This window comes from Desulfovibrio sp. TomC (genome assembly GCF_000801335.2).
In the GTDB taxonomy this organism is placed as follows: Bacteria; Desulfobacterota; Desulfovibrionia; order Desulfovibrionales; family Desulfovibrionaceae; genus Solidesulfovibrio.
In genome coordinates this window covers 20,302-44,411 of record NZ_JSEH01000004.1, presented here as the reverse complement: position 1 = coordinate 44,411, position 24,110 = coordinate 20,302, and the positions used below count along the sequence as shown (strand labels likewise).

The window sequence follows — 24,110 nt, the reverse complement described above, 5'->3', positions numbered from 1 at the left end:
CTCAGGACGGTCTGGCCAGCCAGAGCACGAACTCTGATTTGTTTTCCCCGGGCCAGGGCGTACCCGGACCGGGACTTTGCTTGGAGACCACCAGCCCCTGCCCTTCCAGGCGCGGCATAATGCCCTTGCCGGCCAGAATCTCCACCACCCGCCGCAGCGGCATCCCTGAAAAATCCGGCACGGCATGGATTTCGACGGCCTTGGTCTCGGCCGTTTTGGACTGGGCGATGGCCAGGATGTCCTTGTCCGCCTTGGACGGCGCCATGGGCGCAGCCGGCGTCTCGGCTGCAGCCGTGGAGCCGGAAACAGCGCCGGAGGCCGCCGCCTTGGCCACCTGCACGGTTTCAGGCATCCGGCCGAGGTAGGAGAGCATCCGCAGGGTCACCTCGCGCACTGCCGGCGCAGCGACCACGCCGCCGTAATGGCTTGGCTCGGGTTCGTCAACCATGACCATGACGATGTATTCGGGGCTGATGGCCGGGATAAAGGAGACATAGGAGCCAAGATATTTGTTGCCGTAACCGCCGGTCGAACCGGCCTTCTGGGCCGTGCCGGTCTTGCCGCCGGTTTCCAGGCCGGCGATCATGGCCGAGCGGCCGGTGCCGTGCTCCTCATGGACCACGTCGCGCATCATTTGCTGGACCGTGCGGGCCACGTCGGCATCAAACACCCGGTAGGGCTGGCGTTGGGCTGCGGCGTCGTCGGGAGCGGCCACGATCTTCAGCGGCTTGTACACCCCGTCGTTGGCCAAAATGAGATAGGCCTGGGCCAGTTGGGCCGGGGTGACGGCCACGCCCTGACCGAAAGAAGCCGTGGCCAGATCCAGGATCGACCAGGCTTTGACCGGGCGCAAGAGGCCCTTGCCCTCGCCGGAAATGGGCAATCCGGACTGTCTCCCAAAGCCAAGTTTTTCAAAATAGTTGTGCAGTCGGGCCGAGCCGAGCTGCATCCCGATCTTGGCCGCGCCGATGTTGCTCGAAACGCGCACGATCATATTGACCGGCAGCACGCCGTAGGAATGGGTATCCTTGATGACCCGGCCGGCCAGTCCGAACTTGCCGTTCTCGCAGTTAAACGTCGTTGACGGACGCACCGTGCGTTCCTGCAGAGCCGCAGCCACGAGCAGGGGCTTCATGGTGGAACCGGGTTCGAACACATCCAGGGCGGCGTGATTGCGGGCAATGCGCGGACTGATGCCGCGCCCGACGTTGGGATTGAAAAAGGGATAGTTGGCCATGGCCAGAACTTCGCCCGTGGGCACGTGGACCACGAGGCAGGTGCCGGCCTTGGCGTTGTTGGTGGTAACGGCTTTCTCGAGTTCCTCTTCGGCGAAAAACTGAATCTGGGCGTCGATGGTCAGACGCACGTCGTGGCCGTTGATGTCGGCCAGCTCCCGGCCTTGGGAATCGAAATAAAAGCGACGGCCCGAGGCGTCGCGTTGGACCACGTATTTGGCCTGCCGGCCCGAGAGTTGGCCGTCGAAGGACTTCTCCAGGCCCTCAAGGCCCACATCCCCCACGCCGACAAAGCCCATCAACTGGCTGGCCAGATGGCCATTGGGATAAAACCGCCCAAATTCCTTGGTGAAATGCACACCCGGCAGGGCCGCTTCCCGGATGCGCGCAGCGGTGCGGTCCCCGACCCGCCAGGACAGGTAGACCATGCCCGACGAACTTTGCAGCTTCTTCCTGACCCGCTGCTCCTTCATGTGGAGCACCTTGGCCAGGAAGGCCGCCGTCTTGTCCGGATCGACAATTTCCTTGGGCCGGACAAACAGGCCTTCGATCTCGACGCTTTTGGCCAGCAGGCGACCAGAGCGGTCATAAATTTCGCCGCGCGCCCCCTTGTCCACTTCCGAGGCCACATGCTGGCGAACGGCCAATTGGGCCAACTCCGGACCGGCCACGATCTGCAGATAGCCAGCCCGGCTCCACAGGCCAAGCCAGGCCAGTCCCAGCAGGACACCCACACAGGTGAGCTTGACCCGGCTCCAGTCCCGTACGGTCGTGTGCTGGCGTTCTTTGGGCGGTTTGCGCATGTCCGGTCCCGAGGCCCGTTACCGCCACAATCCCGCGATACGCCACGGCGCATCCGGGGACAGGCTGCCTGAAAAGGTGACGTTGGAATGGTTCATGGCCATAACCGATCTACTGCCCACCCGCCGGGGCGGGTTCAAAAGGTTTGGGCGCGGCAACGGCCCGGGCGGCCCGAGCGGAAGCCTTGGCCGCGGCCTTGCCGCCGGCTTCGGCCGTGACCTTGGCCACGGGCTTGACCGGTTCGGCGGCGACCTTGGTCGCTTTTTTGGCGGGTTCGGCGGTCACGGGCAGCAACGGGGAAGCCTCGATCTCGCCGCTTGCGGCCACACGCCGGATCTGGCCCGGACGGGCCGGTCCCAGCCCCCGCTCCTTGGCCAGTTCGCGCAGCCGGGAAGGCGTGATCAGGGTATTGCGTTCCACTTCGAGCTTGGACGAGAGGACTTCCCGTTCGTCGATCTGGTGCTGGATCTTGTTGAGCTCGTAGGCCAGATCGACCCGCTCAATGTTGACCCACACCAGTCCCAGGCCGAAAATCAGCAGCAATGCCAGGCTAAAGGCCATGGAAATGGCCCATTCTTTCGACAACGCGCCCATTCCCACTCCTAGTATGCGGCCCTATCCCCGGCGTCTGGCAACCGCTCGGCCACCCGCAGCTTGGCGCTGCGCGCGCGCGAGTTGCCCCGAACTTCCTCTTCCCCTGCCATGACGGGCTTTTTGGTCAGGATCCGAAACCTGGCCCGATGCCCGCAAATACAGACCATCTGTTCCCTGGGGCACAGACAATCGGTGGCCTCGTGGCGAAACGCCCGCTTGACCAGCCGGTCCTCCAGGGAGTGAAACGAGATCACGGCCACCCGCCCCCCCGGGGCAAGATGGTCCGGGATGGCCTCCAAAAAGGCGGCCAGTTCGGCCAACTCTTCATTGACGGCCATCCGCAGGGCCTGGAAGGTCCGCGTGGCCGGGTGCTGCCGGGCCGTGGCCCGCCATTTGGCCGGGTAGGCCTGCCAGACCACCTCGGCCAACCGGGCCGTGGTGGTGATGGGCGCCTGTTCCCTGGCCGCCACGATGGCCCGGGCAATGCGCCCGGCCTGCGGATCTTCGCCGTACTCCCGGATGATCTCGGCCAATCTGGCAAACGGGGCCAGATTGATCAGCGCCTCGGCGCTCTCCCCGCCGTCCTCGGCCCCCATGCGCATGTCCAGGGGGCCGTCGTTTAAAAACCCGAAGCCCCGCTCCGGGTCGTCGAGCTGCAACGAGGACATCCCTGCGTCCAGGAGTGCAGCATCGACCTTCTCCCACCCCGCCTCGGCCAGGATGGCCGGGAACCGGCTTAAACGCGAGCGCACCAGGCGCACCCGCTCGCCGTAGGGGGCAAGTCGTCGCCCGGCCTCGGACAGGGCTTCCCTATCCCTGTCCAAACCGAGCACCTGCCCCTCTCCCCCGGCCGCATCGAGCATCCCCCTAGAATGCCCGCCAAGCCCGACCGTGGCGTCCAGAATTTTCATCCCCGGCTTGATGCCGAGGTATTCGATCACTTCCTGTAAAAGGACCGGTATATGCACGGGTTGGTTGTCCACGCCTGTCCTTAAAACCGCAGCGCGATTCCGGACGCGGCCAGCGTGTCCATATGCGCGTTGAAATTGGCGGCGGTCTGGCGCAGGCGCTCCTCGAAGCGGCTCTGGTCCCAGATTTCGAACTTCGTCCCCACCCCGGCCAGCACCAAATCCTTGTCCAGAGCGGCGTAGGTGCGCAGATACGGCGGAATGAGCACCCGCCCCTGCTTATCCAGCGTCACCTCGGTGGCCCCGGCAATAAAAAACCGTTCGATGTCCCGGAAGCCCGGAATCAGTGTGTTGCCGGACCGAAAACTGGCTTCCACCTGCTCCCATTCCGGCATGGGATAGCCGCTTATGGCCCCATCGAAGTTATTGGTGAGCATGATCCGGCCATCAGGGACGAGTCGAAAGATCTCCTCCCGAAACTCCGGAGGCAGCATCAAGCGACCCTTGGGGTCGAGGCTGCGATTGGAATGCCCTCTGAACACGGTCCCTCACACAGATGGCTCACCACTTCTTACCACCATTTCCCACATTCTCTCCACCAATCGCTTATTGGTGTCAAGGGCAAACCACCTCTTGACAGGGAAATGCCACATCCATCCCCGCCTTTCCGGGGCCAAGGTGGGAAATGGGCCGGTATATCGGGATGTTTCAGCAAAGCGAGTGGGATTTCAGGACATTTTCCAGCGGTTTTGCTAACCACCTGAAAACAAGCGGCAAAGCCTGGGAAAAAGGTCGCGGGGCTGCAAGCCTTGCCAGAATGTTGCAGAACCCGTTAAGGGATGGAAGTCATGGCGAATGCTCGCCCCCTTCCGCTGGCCGGAAGGAAACCCCGACGTCACACGACCCATGGAAGGGCATCATGCGCGAGAGGTCGACACTGGAAATTCCGGTAGGACTTGAAGAAGAATATTACCAGATCAATCCGGATATTCTCCAGAGTTTTAGCAAGTTCCGCCCGCCGCTCAATATCTACCGGTTCCTGGAGCCGGTTTCCCGCATCACGCCGTATTATAAGGTTGGGGACCGACTTTCCAAGGAGCAATCCCAGGAGTTGGCCGATCTGGTGGCCGGGGGCACGATCTTCGTCTCCCGCGAAGATCATTCGGTCTACGTCAAGCACATCAGCTACCAGCTCGATCTGGTGCTCCTCGACAAGCATCTCACCGAAGCGGAGATTGCCGATATTTTCCAGATTGCGCTCACCCGGCGCATGGAAGCCTTCTTCGATCAGCCGGTGCGCATCGTCTACGACAAGGTGCGCGAGGACGTTTTGGTGCTGACCGAGTACGTGTGGGAGGATTTCAACCGCACCAAGGCCCTGGCCAAGCGGATGCACACCACCCACAGCCTGCCCAACCACGCCGTCAACTGCGGCCTGCTCGGCCTGCACCTGTTTCTGGCCGGCCAGTCCGAGACGTTTCGCGACAGCAGAAATGCGCGCGCCATCCTGGATCGCACCATCCTTGGCCTGTTTCTGCACGATCTTGGCATGACCCGGGTGCCGGCCATGATCCGCGACAAGACCAAGACGTTGCTGCCCGATGAAATGCAAAAAATCCGCAACCATACCATGGCCGGATATGAGATGCTCACGCGCATCGACATCAAGTTTGCGGAAATGGAGCGCTGCGTGTCGGAACACCACGAGCGCCTCGACGGCTCGGGCTACCCGCAGAAACTGACCATGGGCAATATCTCGGAATTGGGACTCTTGGCCGGTGTGGTGGATTCGTTTTGCGCCATGATTGCCAAGCGGGCTTACGCCCCGGCCATGGAACCGCTGGCGGCGGCCAAAAAACTCTTCGACGACAGCCGCCGCTACCCCAGCGACATTGTCAAACGGTTGATCGCCATGCTGGCCAATCAAAAATAGGGACGATTTCCCACTCCGGACCCGTTTCCCCCACATCCTCCCGCCCAGAGACGGCGCTCCCGAGGTGCGTGGCCGGTTCCCGCCATTTCCGAGGCAAAGCCCCTGGAGTCAAACCCAGGCCGGACCCTGCCCACGAAACGTCGCGCCGGGCATTGCGCTTGCGACTCGCCCGGCTTCTCTGCCGGCAACCGCCGGCACGAACGGCGCGGTCTGTCGACCGAGGCCACTTCGCCCGAATCTGGGCGCTTGCGCGTATTCACTCCCCAGGTCGGCTGCCGGACAGGTTGAACTTGCCTCTGCTTGTCGTTACTGTATAAACTAAATTGAATGGCCAGATGCCTCGAAGTGCCCCTAGCGGGGCAGGAGTAGCCAATGCCAACTGTAACAGCCAATGGGATTCAGATTGCGTACGACACGTTTGGCGAGAAGCATTTTCCTGCACTCTTATTAATCGCAGGGAATGGAGCCCAACTAACATTCTGGGATATTGAGTTCTGTGAACACTTGGCCCAAACAGGGCTCTTCGTCATTCGTTTTGACAACCGTGACGCCGGCCTCTCGACAAAATTTGAGGAAGCGGGCATCCCGGATATTATGGCGACAATACAAGCCGCCATGGAAGGCAAGGCCGTGCAGTCAGCCTATACTCTTGAAGATATGGCCGACGACTCCGTTGGCCTCCTGGCTGCGTTAGGCATAGAGAAAGCCCACATCTGCGGCGCTTCAATGGGCGGCATGATCGCTCAGGTCATCGCCTCCAGACACCAGGGACATGTCCTGAGCCTGACGTCCATCATGTCGAGCACAGGCAACCCCGGCCTTCCGCAAGGGAAACCAGAGGCAATAGCTGCTGTTGTCGCGCCGCCGCCGGAGGAACGCGAAGCCTATATTGAGCACAATGTGCAGACATGGCGAAAAATCTGGAGTCCTGGATTTCCATTTGAGGAAGAACGAGCCCGAGCATTCTTAGAAACGAGCTATGATCGGTCCTATTATCCGCAGGGAATGGCGCGCCAAAATGCGGCCCTTATGGTCAGTGGAGACAGAAGACCGTCGCTTGCATCCATCAAAGCGCCAACACTTGTGATACATGGGGCAAAAGATCCGCTGCTGCCCGTCGAGGCAGGGAAAGACACAGCCCAGACGATACCGGGGGCCCGGTTATTGATTATTCCCGGTATGGGCCATGACATGCCAAAAGGGACCTGGGCGAAAATAGTCAGCGCTATTTCGGAGCAGACACAGCACGCCAACGCATGAAATGACTGCATCGACGGGATACGCGCGGTGTTGGGTCAGCGGGGCGAGCGCCGGATTGCCGGGCCAAGCGTTCCCCTCCCAATCCAACGGTGCGGACGTCGCCTCTCCTTCGGCCAGGGGCAGTGCGGCGCACGTTGCCCCGGGGCCGTGGCAGCGTGGTCAGGCAAGGGGTTACAGCTGGGCGCACTCGCGGCGCATCTCGCGGAAGATCTCGCCCAAGGGCACCAGTCCAAGCAGCCGCTCGCCTTCCAAGACCACGGCAAAGCGGCTGTCCGCCTTGATCATGGCGTCCAGGACCAGATGCAGGGGATCGGCGGCCGACACCTTGGGGATGTCGCGCCGGGCGGCGTCGGCCGCTTTGCGCCCCATGCAGTGGCGACAGGCGGCGCGATAGGTTTCCTCAAAATCATCATCGCCAAGACTGGTGCGCAGGCTTGCGTCCAGGGCGCAGTCGTTTAAGTCCGACAGGAGCGTCCGAAGACTCACGATACCCACGTAGCGCCCCTGGCGCATGACCACGGCGGCATCCAGTTCCGGGCATTTCTCCAGATGTTGCTGCAATTTGCTGGCAACAAGTTCCAGGGGCTCGCCGGCGTCGACGGCAAGCACGTCGGTGCGCAAGGCGTCGAAGGCGCGTTTGCGTAGCATTCTCTTTCTCCGATGGCGTGGCGGTGCGCCAGCCTAACCCGGTTTGCCCAGGCTTGTGAAGGGCTGGTCAATCGAAATCCGCCAGCAAGGCTCCGACATGGACCTTACCAAAAAGGACCACCGGCGAATAGCGGGTACGCAGCCGCCACACCGCCTGTTGCAGCTGATCGGAGGTGATGCCGTTTCGAAGGGCGGTGTAGGCCTCAATAAAGGCGGCCAGCGAATCGCAGACCTTTAGGAGCTGCCCGTCCTTGGGATCGAAGCTGTCCAGGTTGCAGCGGTGCTCCAGTTCGTCGGGCGTCACCCGCACCGCTTTCCCGGTCTCGTCGCGGATGGATTCGTAAAATTCCGAGCCCACCTCGATGCCCAGGAAATAGGCCAGCCGGTCGGCCAGATCGCCGTAGCCGCCGCCGGTCAGGACCGAAAAGACCCGTCGCTCCAGTTCCTGGTTTTCATATTCCTTTATCATATCTCCAAGCGGCGCGACCGACTGCTTGACCGGGGAGATGATGTCGCGGGTGAGGAGTTCGGGCATGTCGTGGACCAGGCCGGCAAAGAAATTGTTCAGCCGCCTGGCCGGGCAGGCGTCCACCGCCAGACTGAAAAAATAGCCGTAGGCGGCCACGAGGAACATGTGGCCCAGCACCGAGGTCTCCGGGATGCGCGGGGTCTGGGACCAACGGGTCTGGAACCGCAGCTGCCCAAGCAGCCGGCCGAAATGCCCCAGCGGCGTCTTCTTGCCGGCAAAGAGCCCGTCGGCCAGATCGCGCACCCCGCGCAGATCGGCAAACCGGGCCAGACCGCCGGTAAACGACGACTCGATTTCAAGCAACTCGTCGTCCCAGGGATTGTCGCGCTTGATCAGGGAATATTCCCAGCCGCTGGCATAGAGATGGGCCGCGTCCAGGATGCGCCGGGCCGGGGCGTCGCTTTCCGGCACGGACAGATAGGCCCGAAGCCGCCCCCAGAAGTCCTCGCCCAGTTCGCGCACCCGGGGTTCGAGCTGCTCGAACACCCAGTTGGTGAGCTGCCGGTAATGGGCCGGATTGGCCTTGATTTTATAAAAGACCGGCGGCTTGATGTCGGTGATGACCAACCGGTAGAGATATTCAAACAATCCGCCCTCGACGATCTCCAGCCCCAGGGCCAGCCGCTTCGGTTCGGGCAGATGGCGGGAATTGAGTTCGTAGAGCATCCAGGCCACCATCATCTTATGGGCCTGTTTGTCGACCTCCACCAATTCCATACTGCGGTGTTTGTCGTTCCACCGCTTCATGAACGACCCGGCAAACAGGAACTGCAAAAGGCTTTTGCGGACGCTGACCATGCCTTCTCCTTTAAATTCCTCGATCGGACGCAAGCCTAGCCCTGCCGGGGATAAAGGGCAACCTCCCTTCCTGCGCCGGACGGTTCCTGCAAAAAATGCTGTTGACAACCACGGTCTGCGGGAATACAGGATTCGTCTTTCGAGCAACTCAGAGGAGCCGCCATGAAAACGTTTAGCCCGACGCCCAAAGATATTTCCCACAACTGGTTCGTGGTCGACGCCTCGGACAAGATCCTCGGCCGCTTGGCCTCTGCCGTGGCCATTCGCCTGCGCGGCAAGCACAAGGTGGAATTCGCCCCCCACATGGATACCGGCGATTTCATCATCGTGGTCAACGCCGGCAAGGTGCGCACCACCGGCCGCAAGCTGGACCAGAAAAAATACTACCGCCATTCCGGGTGGATCGGTGGCCTGAAGGAAACTTCCCTGCGCGACATGCTGGCCAAAAAGCCGGAAGATGTTATCCGTAAGGCTGTGCGCGGCATGCTGCCCAAAAACCGCCTCGGTCGGGCCATGCTGAAAAAGCTCAAGGTCTACTCCGGCGAAGCCCACCCCCACGAGGCCCAAAAGCCCGAAACCCTGGACGTCTAAACCCGGCCTCCGGAGAATCCACATGAGCGACGAATTCTACTACGCCACCGGCCGCCGCAAACGCGCCACGGCCCGTACCCGCCTCTACAAAGGCAATGGCCGCATCCTCATTAATGATCGGCCCTTCGAGGAATACTTTCCCCGTCCCACCCTGCACGCCATTGTGCGTCAGGCCCTGGCCCTGACCAAGCTGGAAGGCCGCCTGGACGTGAAGGTCAACGTCGCCGGCGGCGGCATGACCGGCCAGGCCGAGGCTGTGCGCCACGGCATCTCCCGCGCGCTTATCACGCTCGACCCCGAGCTGCGCGGCGTGCTCAAGAAAGCCGGCCTGCTGACCCGCGACTCCCGCGAGAAAGAGCGTAAAAAGTACGGCCAGCGCGGCGCCCGCGCCCGGTTCCAGTACTCGAAGCGTTAAACCGCGCGGCGATTACACAGTATCCCAGGGCGGAACCGCGAAAGCGGTTCCGCCTTTTGGCGTTGGCCCCAAGGAGGCTCCCATGGCCGAACACAAACCCCGCCCCAAGCTCGTTTTCGCCGACAACGACGGCAATATCTACGACCATCCCGAGCTCGAAATGCTGGTGCGCCGGGGCGATCGCCTGGAGCCGCCGCGCCCGGACGAGATCATCGCCCTGCCGCCGGAAAGCGAACTGTTCCTCCTGCCCGGCCGTCATGCCCTGGGCTTTGACCCGGAATCCGGCGAGATCGAACAGCTCGACGAACAGGCCGTGGCCGCCTTTGTCTGCCCCGGCTACACCCTCTCGGCCACAGCCGCCTACGCCGCCCGCGCTAACGCCCCGACCCTGCCCCTGTTCGCCTACGGCGCAGTGGGCTTTTCCGGCGACCGCTTCTACGTAGCCGCCGCCCGGGTGGACGAGGACAAACGCCAGATCTTCACCGGCATCAGCCGCGACCGCATCATCAAGGGCGCCAAGGCGCTTCGGGCCAAGTTCCCCAAAAACCGCTTGCTCGAACACCTGACCGGCTGCGCCCTGACCTCCTGCTGCCCGGCCGCCCGCAACCTGGCCCTTGGCCGCTTCGAGGCCCCCCTGCCCACCTCGCGCACCTGCAACGCCCGGTGCGTAGGCTGCCTGTCGCTCCAGGAGGAAGGCTCGGGCTTTCCCTCCACCCAGACGCGCATCAGCTTCCGGCCAACAGCCCAAGAGATCGTGGAAGTCATGACCGAACACGGCCGCCGGGAAAAACGGCCGGTCTATTCCTTTGGCCAGGGCTGCGAAGGCGAACCGCTGACCGAAGCCAAGGTCATCTGCGAGGCCGTGGCCCGCTTCCGCCAGAACGGCGGCAAAGGCACGGTCAACATCAACACCAACGCCAGCCTGCCCGACGGTGTGGAGGCTTTTGCCGCCGCCGGCGGGTCGTCGATCCGGGTGAGCCTGTCGAGCGCCGAGGCGGCCCTGTATGAAGCCTACTACCGGCCGGTCGGCTACGGCTTTGCCGCCGTGCGCGAGTCCATAGCCCGGGCCAAGGCCGGCGGACTTTTTGTGTCGCTCAATTTCCTCTTTTTCCCCGGCATCTCCGACACCGAGGCCGAGCTTGCCGCCCTGACCGAGCTGGTCACCGAATACAAGGTGGATTTCATCCAGCTGCGCAACCTAAACCTCGACCCCCAACTCTACCTGCAGGTGGCGGCCGGCAGCGGCGCACTGGCCGATCCGGCCCGGCACGCCTCCATGGGACTGGCCAATTTCCGCAAACGCCTGCGCAAGGCCTGCCCCTGGCTGAAATTCGGCTATTTCAATCCGTATCTGGAAGAGAGGGTAGAGTAATGGGGACAAGGGGATAAAGAGAAAGAATGCCTCCGGCGGCCGGGGGGATGATCCCCCCGGACCCCTGCAATTGGAGAAGTTTGTAAAGGGGTTTTGGGGACTACGGGGAATCGGGTCGGCTGTGGACCAGGACAGAAGAAGCCAACGCTTGACAGGAATCCCCGTGGCTCCAGCGGCCGGTGGAAGCTTCCCCGCCGCCCGGGGCGGCGTCGTCGCGACGGAATGAAGCGATGCGGGAAAGACCGCACGCCCCAATACTGACGTCGCCCCTGGGTTGGACCGGTCTATCCGGTCCAACCCAGGGGCGACGTTCTCTTTTGGCAGGGAGGGTCCGGGAGGGGGTTACCCCCTCCCGGCCGCCGGGGCATTCTTCTCTTCTCTTCCCCCACTTCCCCTAAAAAATCACCTCGACCTGCTCGGCCCCTTCCTGGCGGATACCAACCCGGCCGATGACCCGGGCGTATTCGTGCAGGGCCTTTAAGCGCTGCATGACGTCGTCGGCGATCTCCGGGGCAACCACCAGCATGTAGCCGATGCCGCAGTTGAAAATCTGGAGCATCTCCGGCCAGGTGAGGTTCCCCTGCTCCTTGAGCCAGTCAAAGACCGGCAGCACATGCCAGGAACCGAATTTGATCTGGGCGGCCACGCCCTTGGGCAGGATGCGGTTGACGTTGTCGTAGAACCCGCCGCCGGTGATGTGGACCATGCCCTTGATGTCGAAATCGCGCAGCAAATTGAGCACGGTTTTGACGTAAATGCGCGTCGGCGCAAGCAGGGCCTCGCCCACGGTCTGGGTGGAATTGGGCAGGGGGTCGGTCGGGGCCAGCCCGGAGTCGGCCAGGATCTTGCGGATCAGCGAATAGCCGTTGGAGTGCGGTCCCGAGGCCTCGATGCCGATAATGACGTCGTCGACGCCAATACTCGATCCGTCGACGATCTTGGCGTTGTCCACGAGGCCCACGCAAAAGCCGGCCAGATCGTAGACGCCGTCAGGATAAAAGCCCGGCATCTCGGCCGTCTCGCCGCCAAGCAGGGCGCAGGACGACTCTTTGCAGCCGTCGGCAATGCCGGAGACGACCTGGGCGGCCAAGTCTACCGAAAGTTTGCCGGTGGCGAAATAATCCAGGAAAAAGAGCGGCTTTGCCCCCTGAACCAATATGTCGTTGACACACATGGCCACAAGGTCGATACCGATGGTATCGTGCTTTTCCATGTCGTGGGCGAGTTTGAGTTTGGTGCCCACGCCGTCGGTGGAGGCCACGAGCACCGGGTCGGCCATGGCCCCGGAGTCGAGTTTGAAAAGGCCTCCGAAGCCGCCGATGTCGGAGAGCACGCCCTTGCTGTAGGTTCCGGCCACAATGGACTTGATGCGCGAAACCAGGGAGTTGCCGGCGTCGATGTCAACGCCTGCGGCTTTGTAGGCTGCCGATCTGTCGGCCATGGGGTGGCTCCTTGCGAGAAATGCAAATGAAAACACGTCATGCTAGCCGTTTTGTCCGCGAAGTTCAAGGGAAGCCCGCCGCCTCTCGCCGGGTTGCGGCCATTGCTTTGGCCCTGCTCGTGGCGACCGCCCTGCTCGCTCCGAGGCCGGCTTCGGCTGACGGCATGAGTTCGCCCTCGGTCGAGTACGGTCCGCCGCCGGCTGCGCCCTCGGATTCTGCCTGGGACAACAATGACGAGCCGCGCCGCGACGTGCGCCTGGGCAACGTGGACCACATGCGCCTTGGCCGCGAAGAGGACGGCAGCGTCATCATGGAAATACGGCCGCGCCCCAAACCGACCCAGGACCAGTCCCAGACCGGCCCCATCTATGTCTATCCGCAAATCGGCAACATGCCCGGCCAGCAGACCGGCCAACAAGCCGGCTCGCCATCCGGCCCACAATCCGGTCAACCGCGGGGGCAAATCGGACAGCCAGGCTCCATGCCCCAGCCAGGACAACCCAGCCAGGGGCGGGGCATGGCCGGCGGCCCGTCGGGCCAATCCAGTCCATTGGGCCAACCGCCGGGCCAGTCCCAGACCGCTCCCGGCAACCAGGGGAATCCGGGAAATTTCGGCCCGACCGGCAACACGTCCGGCTTCGGCCAGTCCCCTGGTTCGCCGTCCGGCCAAAGACTACCGACCGGGCAAGGGACGACCGGCTCCGGTTCCTAGCTCCAAGCCAAGGAGGCCGCCATGCATCCTGCCGCATTGTGGAAAGCCCTGCCTGACGGGCGCGTGTCCTGCCGGCTGTGCTCGCATTTCTGCCGTATCGACGTTGGCCGCCGGGGGCTTTGCGGGGTGCGGGAAAACCGGGACGGCGCACTTTTTACCCTGGTCTACGACCGGGTGGCCGCCGCCAATCTCGATCCGGTGGAGAAAAAGCCGCTTTATCACTTCCTCCCCGGCACCACGACCTTTTCCTTTGGCACCATGGGCTGCAACCTCTCCTGCTCCTTTTGCCAGAATTTTTCCCTGTCCCAACCGCCCCGTCAGGGCAAGCCGATTACCGGCGAACAGGTCAGCCCGGCCGATCTGGTGGCCGCCGCCCGACGCAGCGGCGCAGCCTCGGTGTCCTACACCTATTCCGAACCGACCATTTTTTTTGAGCTGATGGCCGATACGGCCGATCTGGCCCATGGGGCCGGCCTCAAAAACATCCTGGTTTCCAACGGATTCCAGAGCCGGCAGTGCCTCGATGCCCTGGCCGGGCGCATCGACGCGGCCAACATCGATTTGAAAGCCATGCGCCCGGATTTCTACGAGCGCATCTGCGGCGCGAAGCTTACGCCTGTGCTGAAAAATCTCGTGCGTATCCGGGAGCTTGGCTGGTGGCTGGAAGTGACGACACTGCTCATTCCGGGCGGCAACGACAGCACCGGGGAATTGACGGATCTGGCCGGCTTCCTGGCCAAAGAGCTTGGGGCGAACACGCCCTGGCACATTTCGCGTTTCCATCCCGATTTCGCCATGCGCGACCGGCCGCCGACGTCGCCCGAGGACCTTGAGCGCGCCTACGCCATCGGCCGTGAGGCCGGACTGCGCTACGTCTATGTCGGCAACATCCTGGATGCGGACCGTAACGCCACCTTCTGTCCAGGCTGCGGCGAGCGGCTCATCGAGCGCGAGGGCATAGGGCTTCTGGCGGCGCGAACGGTCGGTGGCCGGTGTTCTTCGTGCGGCGTGTCCATCGCCGGCATCGGCCTGCCGTGACAAGCCGGCTCGTAACCCTTGCCAGGACCGGGAAGTTGCAGTAACCAATCCCCTCTTGCGTCGGGGCGTGGCGCAGACTGGTAGCGCGCCTGCTTTGGGAGCAGGATGCCGGGTGTTCAAATCACCTCGCCCCGACCATATTTCAAGGGCTTGCGAATATTTCGTAGGCCCTTTTCTCGTGGAAAATTCTCCTGTGGGCCGTCCTGTGGGACAAAAGGGATGCCGTTAGGCTTGGCCCTTAATGTACACATACAATATTCCGGGAAGTTGTCTGGATTAGGTTGCGACATCCGGTGTGCGCGTCTTTCTGGTCGACGACCATCCCGTCAAGAGACCTATTACGGCCGCTTGATACGCAAACTCGGGTTTTCCTGCATGAAGAAACGGCGCAAGTTGGCCATCCGGCAGCACGGCTGACCGGCCGAGTCCGCCTCCTGCCTTTCCGAGGCCCGGCCGGGGACATCCCCAGCCCGGGCAACACTGCCCGCCTTACCGCCGGGACAATCCGGCTCCTCTTCCACCTTGGCCGGGCGCGGCGAGGCTGTCCCCAAATTCCGCTACACAGAATCACGGGAATCCCCGACAGACCTCTTGCCGTTTTCGCGCTATCCGTTTCGAAGCCAATGCCCGGATAAATGGGGTAATAAGCCTTAATTTTAGAGAGTTACGCTACGAAATCCCCATCGAAGGCGGTGGAGGTGATCGTGGGCGGGTGTCGTTCCAGGAGACCTGGCAGGGCCGATGGGGTTGTTGCCCATGGCACGCGCAAGGATCGCTTCCCGGACGAAACTGACCATTTTATGCACTGCGGCCTCTCGAAAAAGCTTCCTGAACGGTCAAGAAGGATGATCTACACCATCGGCCGTCCGGCGTATCCGCATAATAAAGCAGTCACGCGGCAATTGCACAGGAGCAAACCATGGGACACGTTATGAGACGCCAACTTGTTCACACCCTGCTCATCCTGGCTTTCACCATGTGGGCAGGGGCGGTCTTTGCGGCGAAAACACTGGATTTTACCAGAATAGCGCCGGTCGACACCAGCCAGTTCACTTACGGAACTGGAAAGCCTGTGAATGTAACTTTCGCCAGTAACGGAACGATGTACATTCTCAATACAGAGTTAAACGAGATAGAACGGCGCGACAATGCCGGAAAATGGACGAAAATACAGGGTCCGGACGCTTCCGTTGGAACGTTTGGCAAGGCGGTTGCCGTCGATAACTCCGGTACAATATACGTCACTGACACGGAAAACAATAAAATCCTCGTGCGCGACACCGCCGGAAACTGGACCACAATGGGCACAAGCGGCAGCGCTGTCGGCCAGTTTGCATACCCGTGGGGCATCGCCGTGGATGGCTCCGGAAAACTGTACGTGGCTGATTCCCAAAACTACCGTATCCAGATCCGGGATACGTCCGGCAACTGGACGGCCATCGGCTCGCATGGCAGCGCTGTCGGCCAGTTTGCATCCCCGGGCGGCATCGCCCTGGACAGCTCGGGCAACCTGTACGTGACCGATGGCGACAACTACCGCATTCAGGTCCGGGACACCTCCGGCAACTGGACCAGTTACGGCACCTCTGGCTCGGGTCCCGGGCAGTTCCTCTGGCCCCGGGACGTGGCGGTGGATGGATCGGGCAACATATACGTGATCGATGACAACAACTGCATCCAGATGCGCGACACGGCCGGCACCTGGACGTCTTCGGGCAACGGCACCTTCGCGAACCCCACGGCGGTGGCCGTGGACGGCTCAGGCCACATCTATGTCACCGACAACAATTGCGTTGTCACGGGCACATCCGTAGCCACAGGCGCCTGGACGATGATCTGGGGCAGCGCGGGTTCGGAATTGGGATTTATCGGCTGGCCCCTGGCCGTGGCCGTGGACGGCTCCGGCACGATCTATGTCGCTGATACGTTCAACTCACGCGTCGTGGCGCGCGACACCGCCGGAACCTGGTCGCTCATCGGCGGGCCCGGCGACGGCCTCGGACAATTCGCATACCCGTCGGGCGTGGCGGTCGACGCCTCCGGCAACGTCTACATCTCCGACACGTATAACAACCGCATCCAGATACGTGACCCCTCCGGCCATTGGTCGAGCTACGAGGACTCCACGATGTACCATCCCTTGGGCATGGCCGTGGACAAAGCCGACACCCTCTATGTGGCCGAAATGGACCATGCCATCCATATCCGCGATACCTCCGGCAACTGGACTTCCGTCGGCACACTTGGCAGCGGCCTCGGGCAGTTTTCCAGCCCCAAGGCCGTGGCCGTGGACAGTTCCAGCAACCTCTATGTGGCCGATACCGACAACAACCGCATCCAGGTCCGCGACACCGGCGGCAATTGGACGGTCATCGGCTCCAGCGGCACCGGCCCAGGCCAGTTTCAGGCCCCGTCGGGCGTGTTCGTGGATGCGTTGAGAAACCTCTATGTGGCCGATACCGACAACAACCGCATCCAGGTCCGCGACGCATCCGGCCACTGGAGTGTCTACGGGGGCGGCGCTTCCGGCACGGCCGCCGGCGGCGATGACGGGCAATTCCACGCTCCCCAAGGCTTGGTCGTGAGCACGGCCGGCATGCTCTACGTGGTCGACACGATCAACAATCGCATCGAAGCGGCCGAGGTCGCGACCACGACGGTTTCGCCAGCCCCCATCGCGTCGTTACTGTTGCAGTAGGCGCAGGCAGGGGAAGCGTTATCCGCCATCACGGAGGTTCCCCGACCGCCTGTCGCACGGGGGGGCGGCGCGTTGATCCGTTCCCGGGGCAGGCATTGTCCTCGACCTCAACAACAGCCTCCCTGGCGTAACGCTTCAGGGGATTCTGGCGATTCCCGGGACCGCAAACGCTCCTTGCGGACCGGACATCGCATGCCCAATCCCGCAGACGCGTAAACTCTGCCCTGTTTATCCCAAGGGGAGCAAAACAGGACTACAACCCGAGGAACCTGGGAATTGTCTCGCGGCCGGCGCTGCGATCGGCTTCTCCAGCACTTGGGAACCAGGGATTTAGGATAACAACCGGAGAACCGGGAATGTCCTGGAGATGATTGATTTTGTCCATCCGGGCTTATCCGCCGACGATAAATATTAAATTATTTCAAAGGATACAACCAACCATGAGGTTTTTTGGAGCAGGATGCCGGGTGTTCAAATCACCTCGCCCCGACCAGTTATATTTCAAGGGCTTACGAATATTTCGTAGGCCCTTTTTCGTGGAAAATTGGCTGGATACGATATGGAGTATAAAAAGGCCGCCGGACATGGCGGTCCAATGCCATGCCGTCTGGGGAAACGGAGCTGCCTTGCCGATTCTCTTGCCCCAATCCCGAAGATGCGGCACTGATCACTCACAGTCTGGCAGGGGTGCAAGCCCGATGCATGGAAAGGGCGCTGCGGCCGGACCATCGGCAGGACGCCTGGACGCGTCGGCCAGTCAACGGGCCGCATGATCGCAATCGTCGCCAGGACAGAAAACAGGAGGGCGCATCATGAAATTTTCCCGGCGGAATTTTCTCAATACCAGCCTCTCCGGAGCCGCTCTGGTTGCTTGCGGCGGGCTGGCGGCCGGTGTCGAATGGATCCTTTCCCCGGTGAATGCCGCCGCCCAGTCGCTGGCGACACTGGCGCGCAGCGTCGTCCCCGTTCCCGTGCCCGCCACCTCGCCCAAGTTGCGGCCCACGGATGTCGCCAAATACGCCGAGTCAGGCTATGGCTTCTGGAGCTTCGGCGAGCCCCTCGCCGTTCCCAAGAGATTGGACCTCATGCCCGCCAACCATGGCGCCCCGGCCGGGAAACCGGTTGCCCGGCTGGTGCGGTTTTTTACCATCTCCGACATCCATATCGCCGACAAGGAAAGCCCGGCCCAGCTCTTCGCCCTTGGCCTCAAACACCACATTTCCGCAGCCTATTCCCCGGCCATGCTGTACACGACCCAGGTCCTGGATGCGGCGGTGCGAACGATAAACGCCATCCACAAACAGGATCCCCTGGATTTCGGCATCTCCCTGGGGGATACCTGCAACAATACCCAGTACAACGAACTGCGCTGGTATCTTGACGTCCTGGACGGAAAGGCCATCACCCCCAGTTCCGGGGCGCATGTCGGCGTCGACAGCATCGACTACCAAAAACCGTTCCAGGCGGCCGGGCTGAACAAGTCCATCCCTTGGTATCAGGCGCGCGGCAACCACGATCATTTTTTCATTGGTTCCTTCCCGGTGACGGAATATTTTCGACAGGTCTATACCGGTGAACATGTCCTGAATCTCGGCGATTTCCTGGCTGATCCCAAGGGGATTGACAGCCGGGGAACCTACCAGGGGGTCATCGACGGCCGGACGCCCTACGGCGATATCGTCGGCATGGGTCCGGTGGCGGACTTTCCCAGCCCGCCCAAGGTCGTGGCCGATCCGAACCGCCGCTCCCTGACGCCCAAGGAGTGGATGGCCGAATTTTTTCACACCACTTCGACTCCGGTCGGTCACGGCTTCAGCCAGGCCAATACCGAGAACAACTTTGCCTGCTACAGCTTCGAGCCGAGGCCGGATATCCCGCTGACGGTGATTGTGGTCGACGACACCCAGCGGGAAGACGATGTCGATCAACCCATGTCCCGGACGAGTTCCCCCGGCTACGGACATGGCTCCCTGGACAAGGCGCGCCTGGACTGGCTTGTGGGCGAACTGGACCGGGGCCAGGCCGAGGGCAGGCTCATGATCATCGCCGCCCATGCTCCCATCGGCGTCGAGCCGCCAACCTCCCCGGTCGGCTGGTACGCCGCCGCCGCCATCTCCGAGCCGGAACTGATCGCCAAACTGCAGACCTATCCCAATCTCATCGCCTGGATCGCGGGACACCGGCACTGCAACGCCATTACCGCTTTTGCCTCGCCCGATGGCTCCCGCCCGGAACTGGGGTTCTGGCAGATCGAAACCTCCTCGCTCCGGGACTTCCCCCAGCAATTTCGCACCTTCGAGATCCTGCGCAACAGCGACGGCACTTTGTCCATCCTGGCCGCCGACTTCAATCCGGACGTTCAGGAGGGGTCGCCAGCCTCGACCTCGCGCGCCTATGCCGTGGCCGTCCAGCAGATTTTCCACAATCCCAGGGGCTATCCCCCCACCGGTTCATACAATGCGGAGCTTGTCATTCCCTTGAGTCCGTCAATGCGGGCGAAGCTCAACAACGTTGGCATCCCGGTGCGTTCTTGACCTCTCCTTGGGGACAGGTTTGTTGTTGGCTCTTCACTGCGTGGCGTGAAGCGGACCGAACCTTGGAGGGCGATACGCTGCCCGTCCACCAGGCCAGGAGTTTACTGACGTAGAGAGCCAGGAAGAGCCGTGAGGCGGTTGCACCTACCTGCGATCGATCGACAATGCTCCCATAGAGCTCGCCGGCTGTGCGGCTTTGGGAGCAGGATGTCGGGTGTTCAAATCACCTCGCCCCGACCAGATAGATTCGAACGGAGGTGTTTGCGCCAGGGCTGCTTCAAGAACAGCGCGTGGCACAACTGCCGGAACTGACGCCGGTGGCCCGGCGAAGGTTCTCCCGGGAGAACAACTGTCCCCCTTCTGCGACCCCTGCCCACTCTGCAGGCATCATCGATCCCGGCAAACGTGAAAAAGGCGGCGCGGCCTGAAACGACCGCGCCGCCCACGTCTGTACCGCATCAGCGACCACTCCTTGAGCACCCGACCGTTGGCTTGCCTGCGTCTCATCCCCTGATCATCGCGCAGCCGCAGGTCAACCGGAGCCAACAAGTTTGCGACCACGCGATGAAGCCTGGACGGGCGAACGTGGTCTTCGCTGCACTCCTCTCGCCCGTGCGGACTAGTTTACCGCCTTAACCGCCGGGATGGTCCAGGTTCCATTGAGAATTGAGGGCTTGGTTTCCTGTGGCCAATAGAGACGCAGCATCAGGACAAACGTATCTTTCGGCGCCGGCAGCCAGTTGGATTCCTTGTCTGGGCCTGGATTTTCGTTCTGGATGTAAAGATCCACGGAACCATCCGCATTTTGCTTCAGATTCTGGCGGGCACTGATACTTTGCCGATTGATCGGATTCTTTACAAAGAAGTAATCCTTGTCGTACATGGTCAGCGACCAGAAACCTTTTGCAGGAGGGAGTTGGCCTTTATCGAAGTGCATCACGTAGTTCTTCCCCCCGTTATACGACTCAAACACGTTCGGCCCTTCCGAAGTTGGATAGACCGCATCCTGGGGGAGGTTCGCGCCAAGACCGATCGCAGTGATGAGCGCTCGCTGGATGTAGTTGACGCCGTAGGCTCCCGTCTTGGTCGTGAAGAGCCAACCGTGCTCCAGCTTCATGTCCCCAGCGACGATCCCCTCCTTCATCCAAAGCATGATCTTTTCAAAGGCAATCTTCGGGACCATGGAGAATGCTTCGCGCGCCAAGGGGTTAAGCTTGCTCCCGTCGAAGGGCTGGCCCGGCGCGATCCCGAGCTTCGCCAGTTTCGCAAGCATCGGCTTGTCAGCCGGGGAAGGCGGGTTGTCTTGCATCAACTTTGCCAGCAGACTGAAGTAGTCATACACGCTCAGCGCATTGACTTGCTCACGCACGGCAGTCTTCATATCGATCGCTGGGTCGACCTTGCCTGCCGCAGGCGTGTAAGGCTTGCCATAAGAGCTAAGAGGAACAAGGGAAATTTCGTCCTGCATCGCGTGCACAGCCGAGTAATCCTCAGGCGTTCCCGTGCAGTATATGCGTCCCAGCAGCCAGACGAGATTGGTAGGCGACTTATACTCTTTCACTCCTTCGGGCAGCTTGCCTTTCCAGCCTGGACCGGTGATGGCATATACCTGCGCCTTGGTTCCGGTGGTGCGTTTTCCAGGCACCTGAAAGACATTCGTCCAGCCGTCAAGCATGGGGAAGAGGTAGTAGCGGTCTTTGGCATCCGGCAGAGTGAGTACATACGGTTCCTGACTCACGTTTATCCAGGCCGTTGTGTACAGCGTATCTGCGTTTGGCGCGGTCACGTCACGAAACTCCGCCGAGGGATACGCACGCATCCGAACAAACTGCCCCATTGGGGCGCGTGTCCCCTCAGGCGTCGTTACGTTTGTCATCACGCGTCGCGTCATTTCCATGGTCACGAGTGGATATCCATAAACATACGCCTCAACACCAAGTGGAATAGCAGCAAAAACATTTTCTTTAGCCTGTGCGTTGACACAGAGAGCCGCCAAGACAACAATCGAAAGACAAAAAAGCCTTGCTTCTTTGATTAACACACTGACCATAGTAACCTCCGACTAAAGGTTGACTGATGCGCGCTTTGACCTGTGCGTCATTCTTCAGATGCAGCTAATGATTGCAGGTTAAAACCCTTCCGCCAAAAAAACGCATGTAAAATCTGGTCCGTCGCAGCAAAAGCGGAGAGATGGAGCGCCAGCAACACGCTCCTGAACGCGAAGCCATATCCGATGAAGTTTCGACAGGGTGCATTTTCAAAAGAGATGGTTATTGTTTGATAAATATCTTATCCCTGTAATATAAACCAATTCAGTACTCCGCCGCCTCTCGACACAAGTCGCGCAGGCCCCATTTGACAAGGCCGTTATCACAGCCCACGTCTTTTGGCTATGGCCTCAGTATAAAATGCGCACCCTTCCTCCTCGGGGAGCTCTTTTTGAAATCCTCGGCGGAGGCGGTCAGGATGGCGTCTATCATGGCCCCAAATCTGGATTTGAGTTCCTGCCGCCGTGTGGCGCTCTGGTCGAGGCGCTTCTTCAGGCATCGTATGTCCCGTCCCCTCGAATCACCTCGGTGAATGCCTTTCTCATCATCCGATTTCCCCGCCCCGACGTGGCTATCGAGTACGACCTCGATCCCGATGCGGCGATCAAGCAACGGGAACGGGCTTTTTCTGAGGCGGCAAGCCACGGGCACCTTGTGGCCGGGGCGCATATTTCTTTTCCGGGCATCGGTCCTGTCGGCAAGGCCGATCCAGGATACCGCTGGCTGGCTGTGCCGTACGCCAACGAGGCCCACGGACAACAACAGGCCTTGTGCGCAACAAAATAGGGCACACCTTTCGGGATGCCGCAAGTGAACGCTGGCCCACCGGCCAAGCGGCCCGCAACACCTCGGCATACGTCTGCATCTCTTGCTGCTGGTCAGCTGCTCTGATACCAAAAACGATGTTCCGCGCGCTGCGTCGCCGCCGGGCGTGTCCGGCCCATCTGTGACCGCCCCTCTTCGGCCACTCCGGCTGACGGCCAGGGAGTGGCTTGTTTGTGCAGTTGCCGCCTGCGGCTTTCTCTTTGACAGCTACGAACTGCTTATGCTTCCGCTCATCGTGCGCCCGGCGCTCATGGAACTCGGCGGCATTGTTCCCGGCTCGCCAGAATTCACGTTCTGGTTTGGTCTGCTCTTTTATATCCCCGCCATAGCCGGCGGAGCCTTCGGACTTCTTGGCGGCTACCTCGCTGACCGCTTTGGCCGGCAACGCATACTGACTGCAAGCATCATGCTGTATGCGTGCTCCTCGTTCTTGAGCGGGTTTGCTGCGAACCTGCCCATGCTGCTTGTCCTGCGCTGCCTTGTTTTCATCGGAGTATGCGTGGAATTCGTGGCTGCGGTGGCCTGGCTGGCCGAAATTTTTCCCGAACCACGCCGGCGCGAGGCCGTACTTGGAACCACGCAAGCCTTCTCTTCCGTGGGGGGACTGCTTGTGGCCCTGGCCGGCGGCATTGCGGCAGCATGGGCTGCCGGCCGTCCGATAGAGATATTGGGCTGGTTCACCTTGCCGCCGATGGCCTTGCCGCCGATCGGCCTCCCGCATTTCCTGTCCTTTCTCGGGCACATCGCCAATCCGCACGCGGATTGGCGCTATACGCTCATGTCCGGCCTGTTGCCGGCCCTGCCGCTTCTCCTGGTGCGGCCTTTTCTGCCGGAATCTCCGCCTTGGCTGGAAAAACGCCGTACCGGCCGCCTTGGTCGGCCAAGTGTGGCCGCCCTGTTCTCCCCCAGGCTTTGGCGCACCACCTGTCTGGTCACCGGCATGTTCACGCTGAGTTTCGCCGCCTCCTTTGGGGCCTTGCTGCAAGCGCCGCAAATCGTGCCCGGGCTGCCCGAGACCCGGGCCGCCGTGGCCGAGGCCCAGGGCGCGCTTTTGTCCGAAGAAGATCAGGCGTCGCTTCGGACCCAGTTGACGGCGGCAGGATGCCCCGAGGGCGAAATCGAGCAGAGGCTATTCTCGGAAAAACGCCGCATCGCCGGTCCGGTGGAACAGAGAATCGCGGCGCGCGTGACCACATTCCAGGAGATGGGGGGAATTGGCGGGCGGTGCGCCCTGGCAGTGCTGGCGGTGTGGATTGTCAGCCGCAGGAGGCTTCTGCGGTTTTTTCTGATTCCGGCGACGGTTATTTTGCCAGTGACCTTCGCCTGGGCCGGAACCACGAGCCTGCCCGCCTTTGAAAGCGGCCTTTTTCTGGCGGGATTTTTTATTATCGGCCAGTTCAGCTTCTGGGGGAATTATCTCCCCCGTGTCTATCCACTGCACTTGCGGGGCACAGGGGAAAGCTTCGCGGCCAACGTCGGCGGACGCATGCTCGGATCATGCTTCGCCGCCCTGACCCAATGGCTCGCCGCCGTCCTGCCCGTCGCCGCCGCCCACCCCGCCCAAGTGGCCTACGCCGCTGCCGGGATCGCCTTCCTGGTCACCCTCGTCAATCTGATTGCCTCGCGCTGGCTGCCCGAGCCCGCCTCAGGGCTCCTGCCCGAGGACACGCAAGACCTTTGAGCACCGCGCAACGGCACATTCGGAAAAACACGGGGCATCCCTTGGCCG

At 61.6% G+C, this 24,110-nt stretch carries 19 protein-coding genes and 1 tRNA gene; 12 read left to right on the top strand and 8 right to left on the bottom strand.

Annotated elements, in window-relative coordinates; genetic code table 11:
* Position 1: 1 nt before the first annotated feature.
* From NY78_RS04870 to mraZ, 4 genes are all read right to left on the bottom strand, one after another.
* Complete coding sequence (locus NY78_RS04870; protein WP_043632470.1) at positions 2-2,038, bottom strand: penicillin-binding transpeptidase domain-containing protein; 2,037 nt, start codon at positions 2,036-2,038, stop codon at positions 2-4.
* Positions 2,039-2,147: 109 nt separating this feature from the next.
* Positions 2,148-2,630, bottom strand: a complete 483-nt coding sequence (locus NY78_RS04865) for a hypothetical protein (protein ID WP_043632467.1) — start codon at positions 2,628-2,630, stop codon at positions 2,148-2,150.
* Between the two features lie 8 nt (positions 2,631-2,638).
* Complete coding sequence (gene rsmH / locus NY78_RS04860) at positions 2,639-3,613, bottom strand: 16S rRNA (cytosine(1402)-N(4))-methyltransferase RsmH (RefSeq protein WP_043632464.1); 975 nt, start codon at positions 3,611-3,613, stop codon at positions 2,639-2,641.
* Between the two features lie 8 nt (positions 3,614-3,621).
* A complete protein-coding gene (gene mraZ / locus NY78_RS04855; RefSeq protein WP_043632462.1) occupies positions 3,622-4,080 on the bottom strand; it encodes a division/cell wall cluster transcriptional repressor MraZ in 459 nt (152 codons plus the stop codon).
* A gap of 377 nt (positions 4,081-4,457) precedes the next feature.
* On the opposite strand from mraZ, the gene NY78_RS04850 reads away from it, so the two are divergent.
* Entirely contained in the window at positions 4,458-5,471 is a 1,014-nt protein-coding gene (locus tag NY78_RS04850; RefSeq protein ID WP_043632459.1) for an HD-GYP domain-containing protein, read from the top strand.
* Between the two features lie 372 nt (positions 5,472-5,843).
* A complete protein-coding gene (locus tag NY78_RS04845; RefSeq protein WP_043632456.1) occupies positions 5,844-6,731 on the top strand; it encodes an alpha/beta fold hydrolase in 888 nt (295 codons plus the stop codon).
* A gap of 171 nt (positions 6,732-6,902) precedes the next feature.
* Here NY78_RS04845 and NY78_RS04840 read toward each other — a convergent pair whose 3' ends face one another.
* The gene (locus NY78_RS04840; protein WP_043632454.1) at positions 6,903-7,379 is read right to left on the bottom strand and encodes a CBS domain-containing protein; all 477 of its coding nucleotides are present in this window, start codon (positions 7,377-7,379) and stop codon (positions 6,903-6,905) included.
* A 67-nt stretch (positions 7,380-7,446) separates the two neighbouring features.
* Positions 7,447-8,706, bottom strand: coding sequence for an HD domain-containing protein (locus NY78_RS04835; protein ID WP_043632451.1), 1,260 nt, complete (start codon positions 8,704-8,706; stop codon positions 7,447-7,449).
* A gap of 162 nt (positions 8,707-8,868) precedes the next feature.
* Between NY78_RS04835 and rplM the strand changes: the two genes are divergently transcribed.
* The 3 genes from rplM (at position 8,869) to NY78_RS04820 (ending at position 11,084) form a co-directional block, all read left to right on the top strand.
* Positions 8,869-9,297 carry a 50S ribosomal protein L13 gene (rplM, locus tag NY78_RS04830; RefSeq protein ID WP_043632448.1) on the top strand — a complete coding sequence of 143 codons (429 nt, stop codon included), beginning with the start codon at positions 8,869-8,871 and terminating at the stop codon, positions 9,295-9,297.
* A gap of 22 nt (positions 9,298-9,319) precedes the next feature.
* Positions 9,320-9,712 (top strand): 30S ribosomal protein S9, encoded by a 393-nt coding sequence (gene rpsI, locus NY78_RS04825; protein WP_043632445.1) that lies wholly within the window; start codon positions 9,320-9,322, stop codon positions 9,710-9,712.
* 82 nt (positions 9,713-9,794) lie between these two features.
* Complete coding sequence (locus NY78_RS04820) at positions 9,795-11,084, top strand: radical SAM protein (RefSeq protein ID WP_043632442.1); 1,290 nt, start codon at positions 9,795-9,797, stop codon at positions 11,082-11,084.
* A gap of 394 nt (positions 11,085-11,478) precedes the next feature.
* Here the strand turns inward: NY78_RS04820 and purM are convergent, their stop codons facing one another.
* Positions 11,479-12,525 carry a phosphoribosylformylglycinamidine cyclo-ligase gene (purM, locus tag NY78_RS04815; RefSeq protein WP_043632438.1) on the bottom strand — a complete coding sequence of 349 codons (1,047 nt, stop codon included), beginning with the start codon at positions 12,523-12,525 and terminating at the stop codon, positions 11,479-11,481.
* Between the two features lie 26 nt (positions 12,526-12,551).
* On the opposite strand from purM, the gene NY78_RS04810 reads away from it, so the two are divergent.
* The 5 genes from NY78_RS04810 (at position 12,552) to NY78_RS04790 (ending at position 19,508) form a co-directional block, all read left to right on the top strand.
* Positions 12,552-13,238, top strand: coding sequence for a hypothetical protein (locus NY78_RS04810; RefSeq protein WP_156180869.1), 687 nt, complete (start codon positions 12,552-12,554; stop codon positions 13,236-13,238).
* Positions 13,239-13,259: 21 nt separating this feature from the next.
* Positions 13,260-14,276 (top strand): AmmeMemoRadiSam system radical SAM enzyme, encoded by a 1,017-nt coding sequence (gene amrS, locus NY78_RS04805; protein ID WP_043632435.1) that lies wholly within the window; start codon positions 13,260-13,262, stop codon positions 14,274-14,276.
* A gap of 61 nt (positions 14,277-14,337) precedes the next feature.
* Positions 14,338-14,414: transfer RNA gene (locus NY78_RS04800), tRNA-Pro, on the top strand.
* A gap of 781 nt (positions 14,415-15,195) precedes the next feature.
* A complete protein-coding gene (locus NY78_RS04795) occupies positions 15,196-16,974 on the top strand; it encodes an NHL repeat-containing protein (protein WP_082139887.1) in 1,779 nt (592 codons plus the stop codon).
* 812 nt (positions 16,975-17,786) lie between these two features.
* Positions 17,787-19,508 (top strand): TIGR03768 family metallophosphoesterase, encoded by a 1,722-nt coding sequence (locus NY78_RS04790; RefSeq protein WP_043632430.1) that lies wholly within the window; start codon positions 17,787-17,789, stop codon positions 19,506-19,508.
* 619 nt (positions 19,509-20,127) lie between these two features.
* Here NY78_RS04790 and NY78_RS04785 read toward each other — a convergent pair.
* On the bottom strand, positions 20,128-21,558 hold the full coding sequence (locus NY78_RS04785) for a DUF1254 domain-containing protein (RefSeq protein WP_043632427.1): 1,431 nt from the start codon (positions 21,556-21,558) through the stop codon (positions 20,128-20,130).
* Between the two features lie 358 nt (positions 21,559-21,916).
* Here NY78_RS04785 and NY78_RS24530 point away from each other — a divergent pair, with 358 nt between their 5' ends.
* Together NY78_RS24530 and NY78_RS04775 are read left to right on the top strand one after the other, a co-directional pair.
* Entirely contained in the window at positions 21,917-22,342 is a 426-nt protein-coding gene (locus NY78_RS24530; protein ID WP_156180868.1) for a hypothetical protein, read from the top strand.
* Between the two features lie 160 nt (positions 22,343-22,502).
* Positions 22,503-24,062 (top strand): MFS transporter, encoded by a 1,560-nt coding sequence (locus tag NY78_RS04775; RefSeq protein ID WP_231583774.1) that lies wholly within the window; start codon positions 22,503-22,505, stop codon positions 24,060-24,062.
* Positions 24,063-24,110 lie beyond the last annotated feature (48 nt).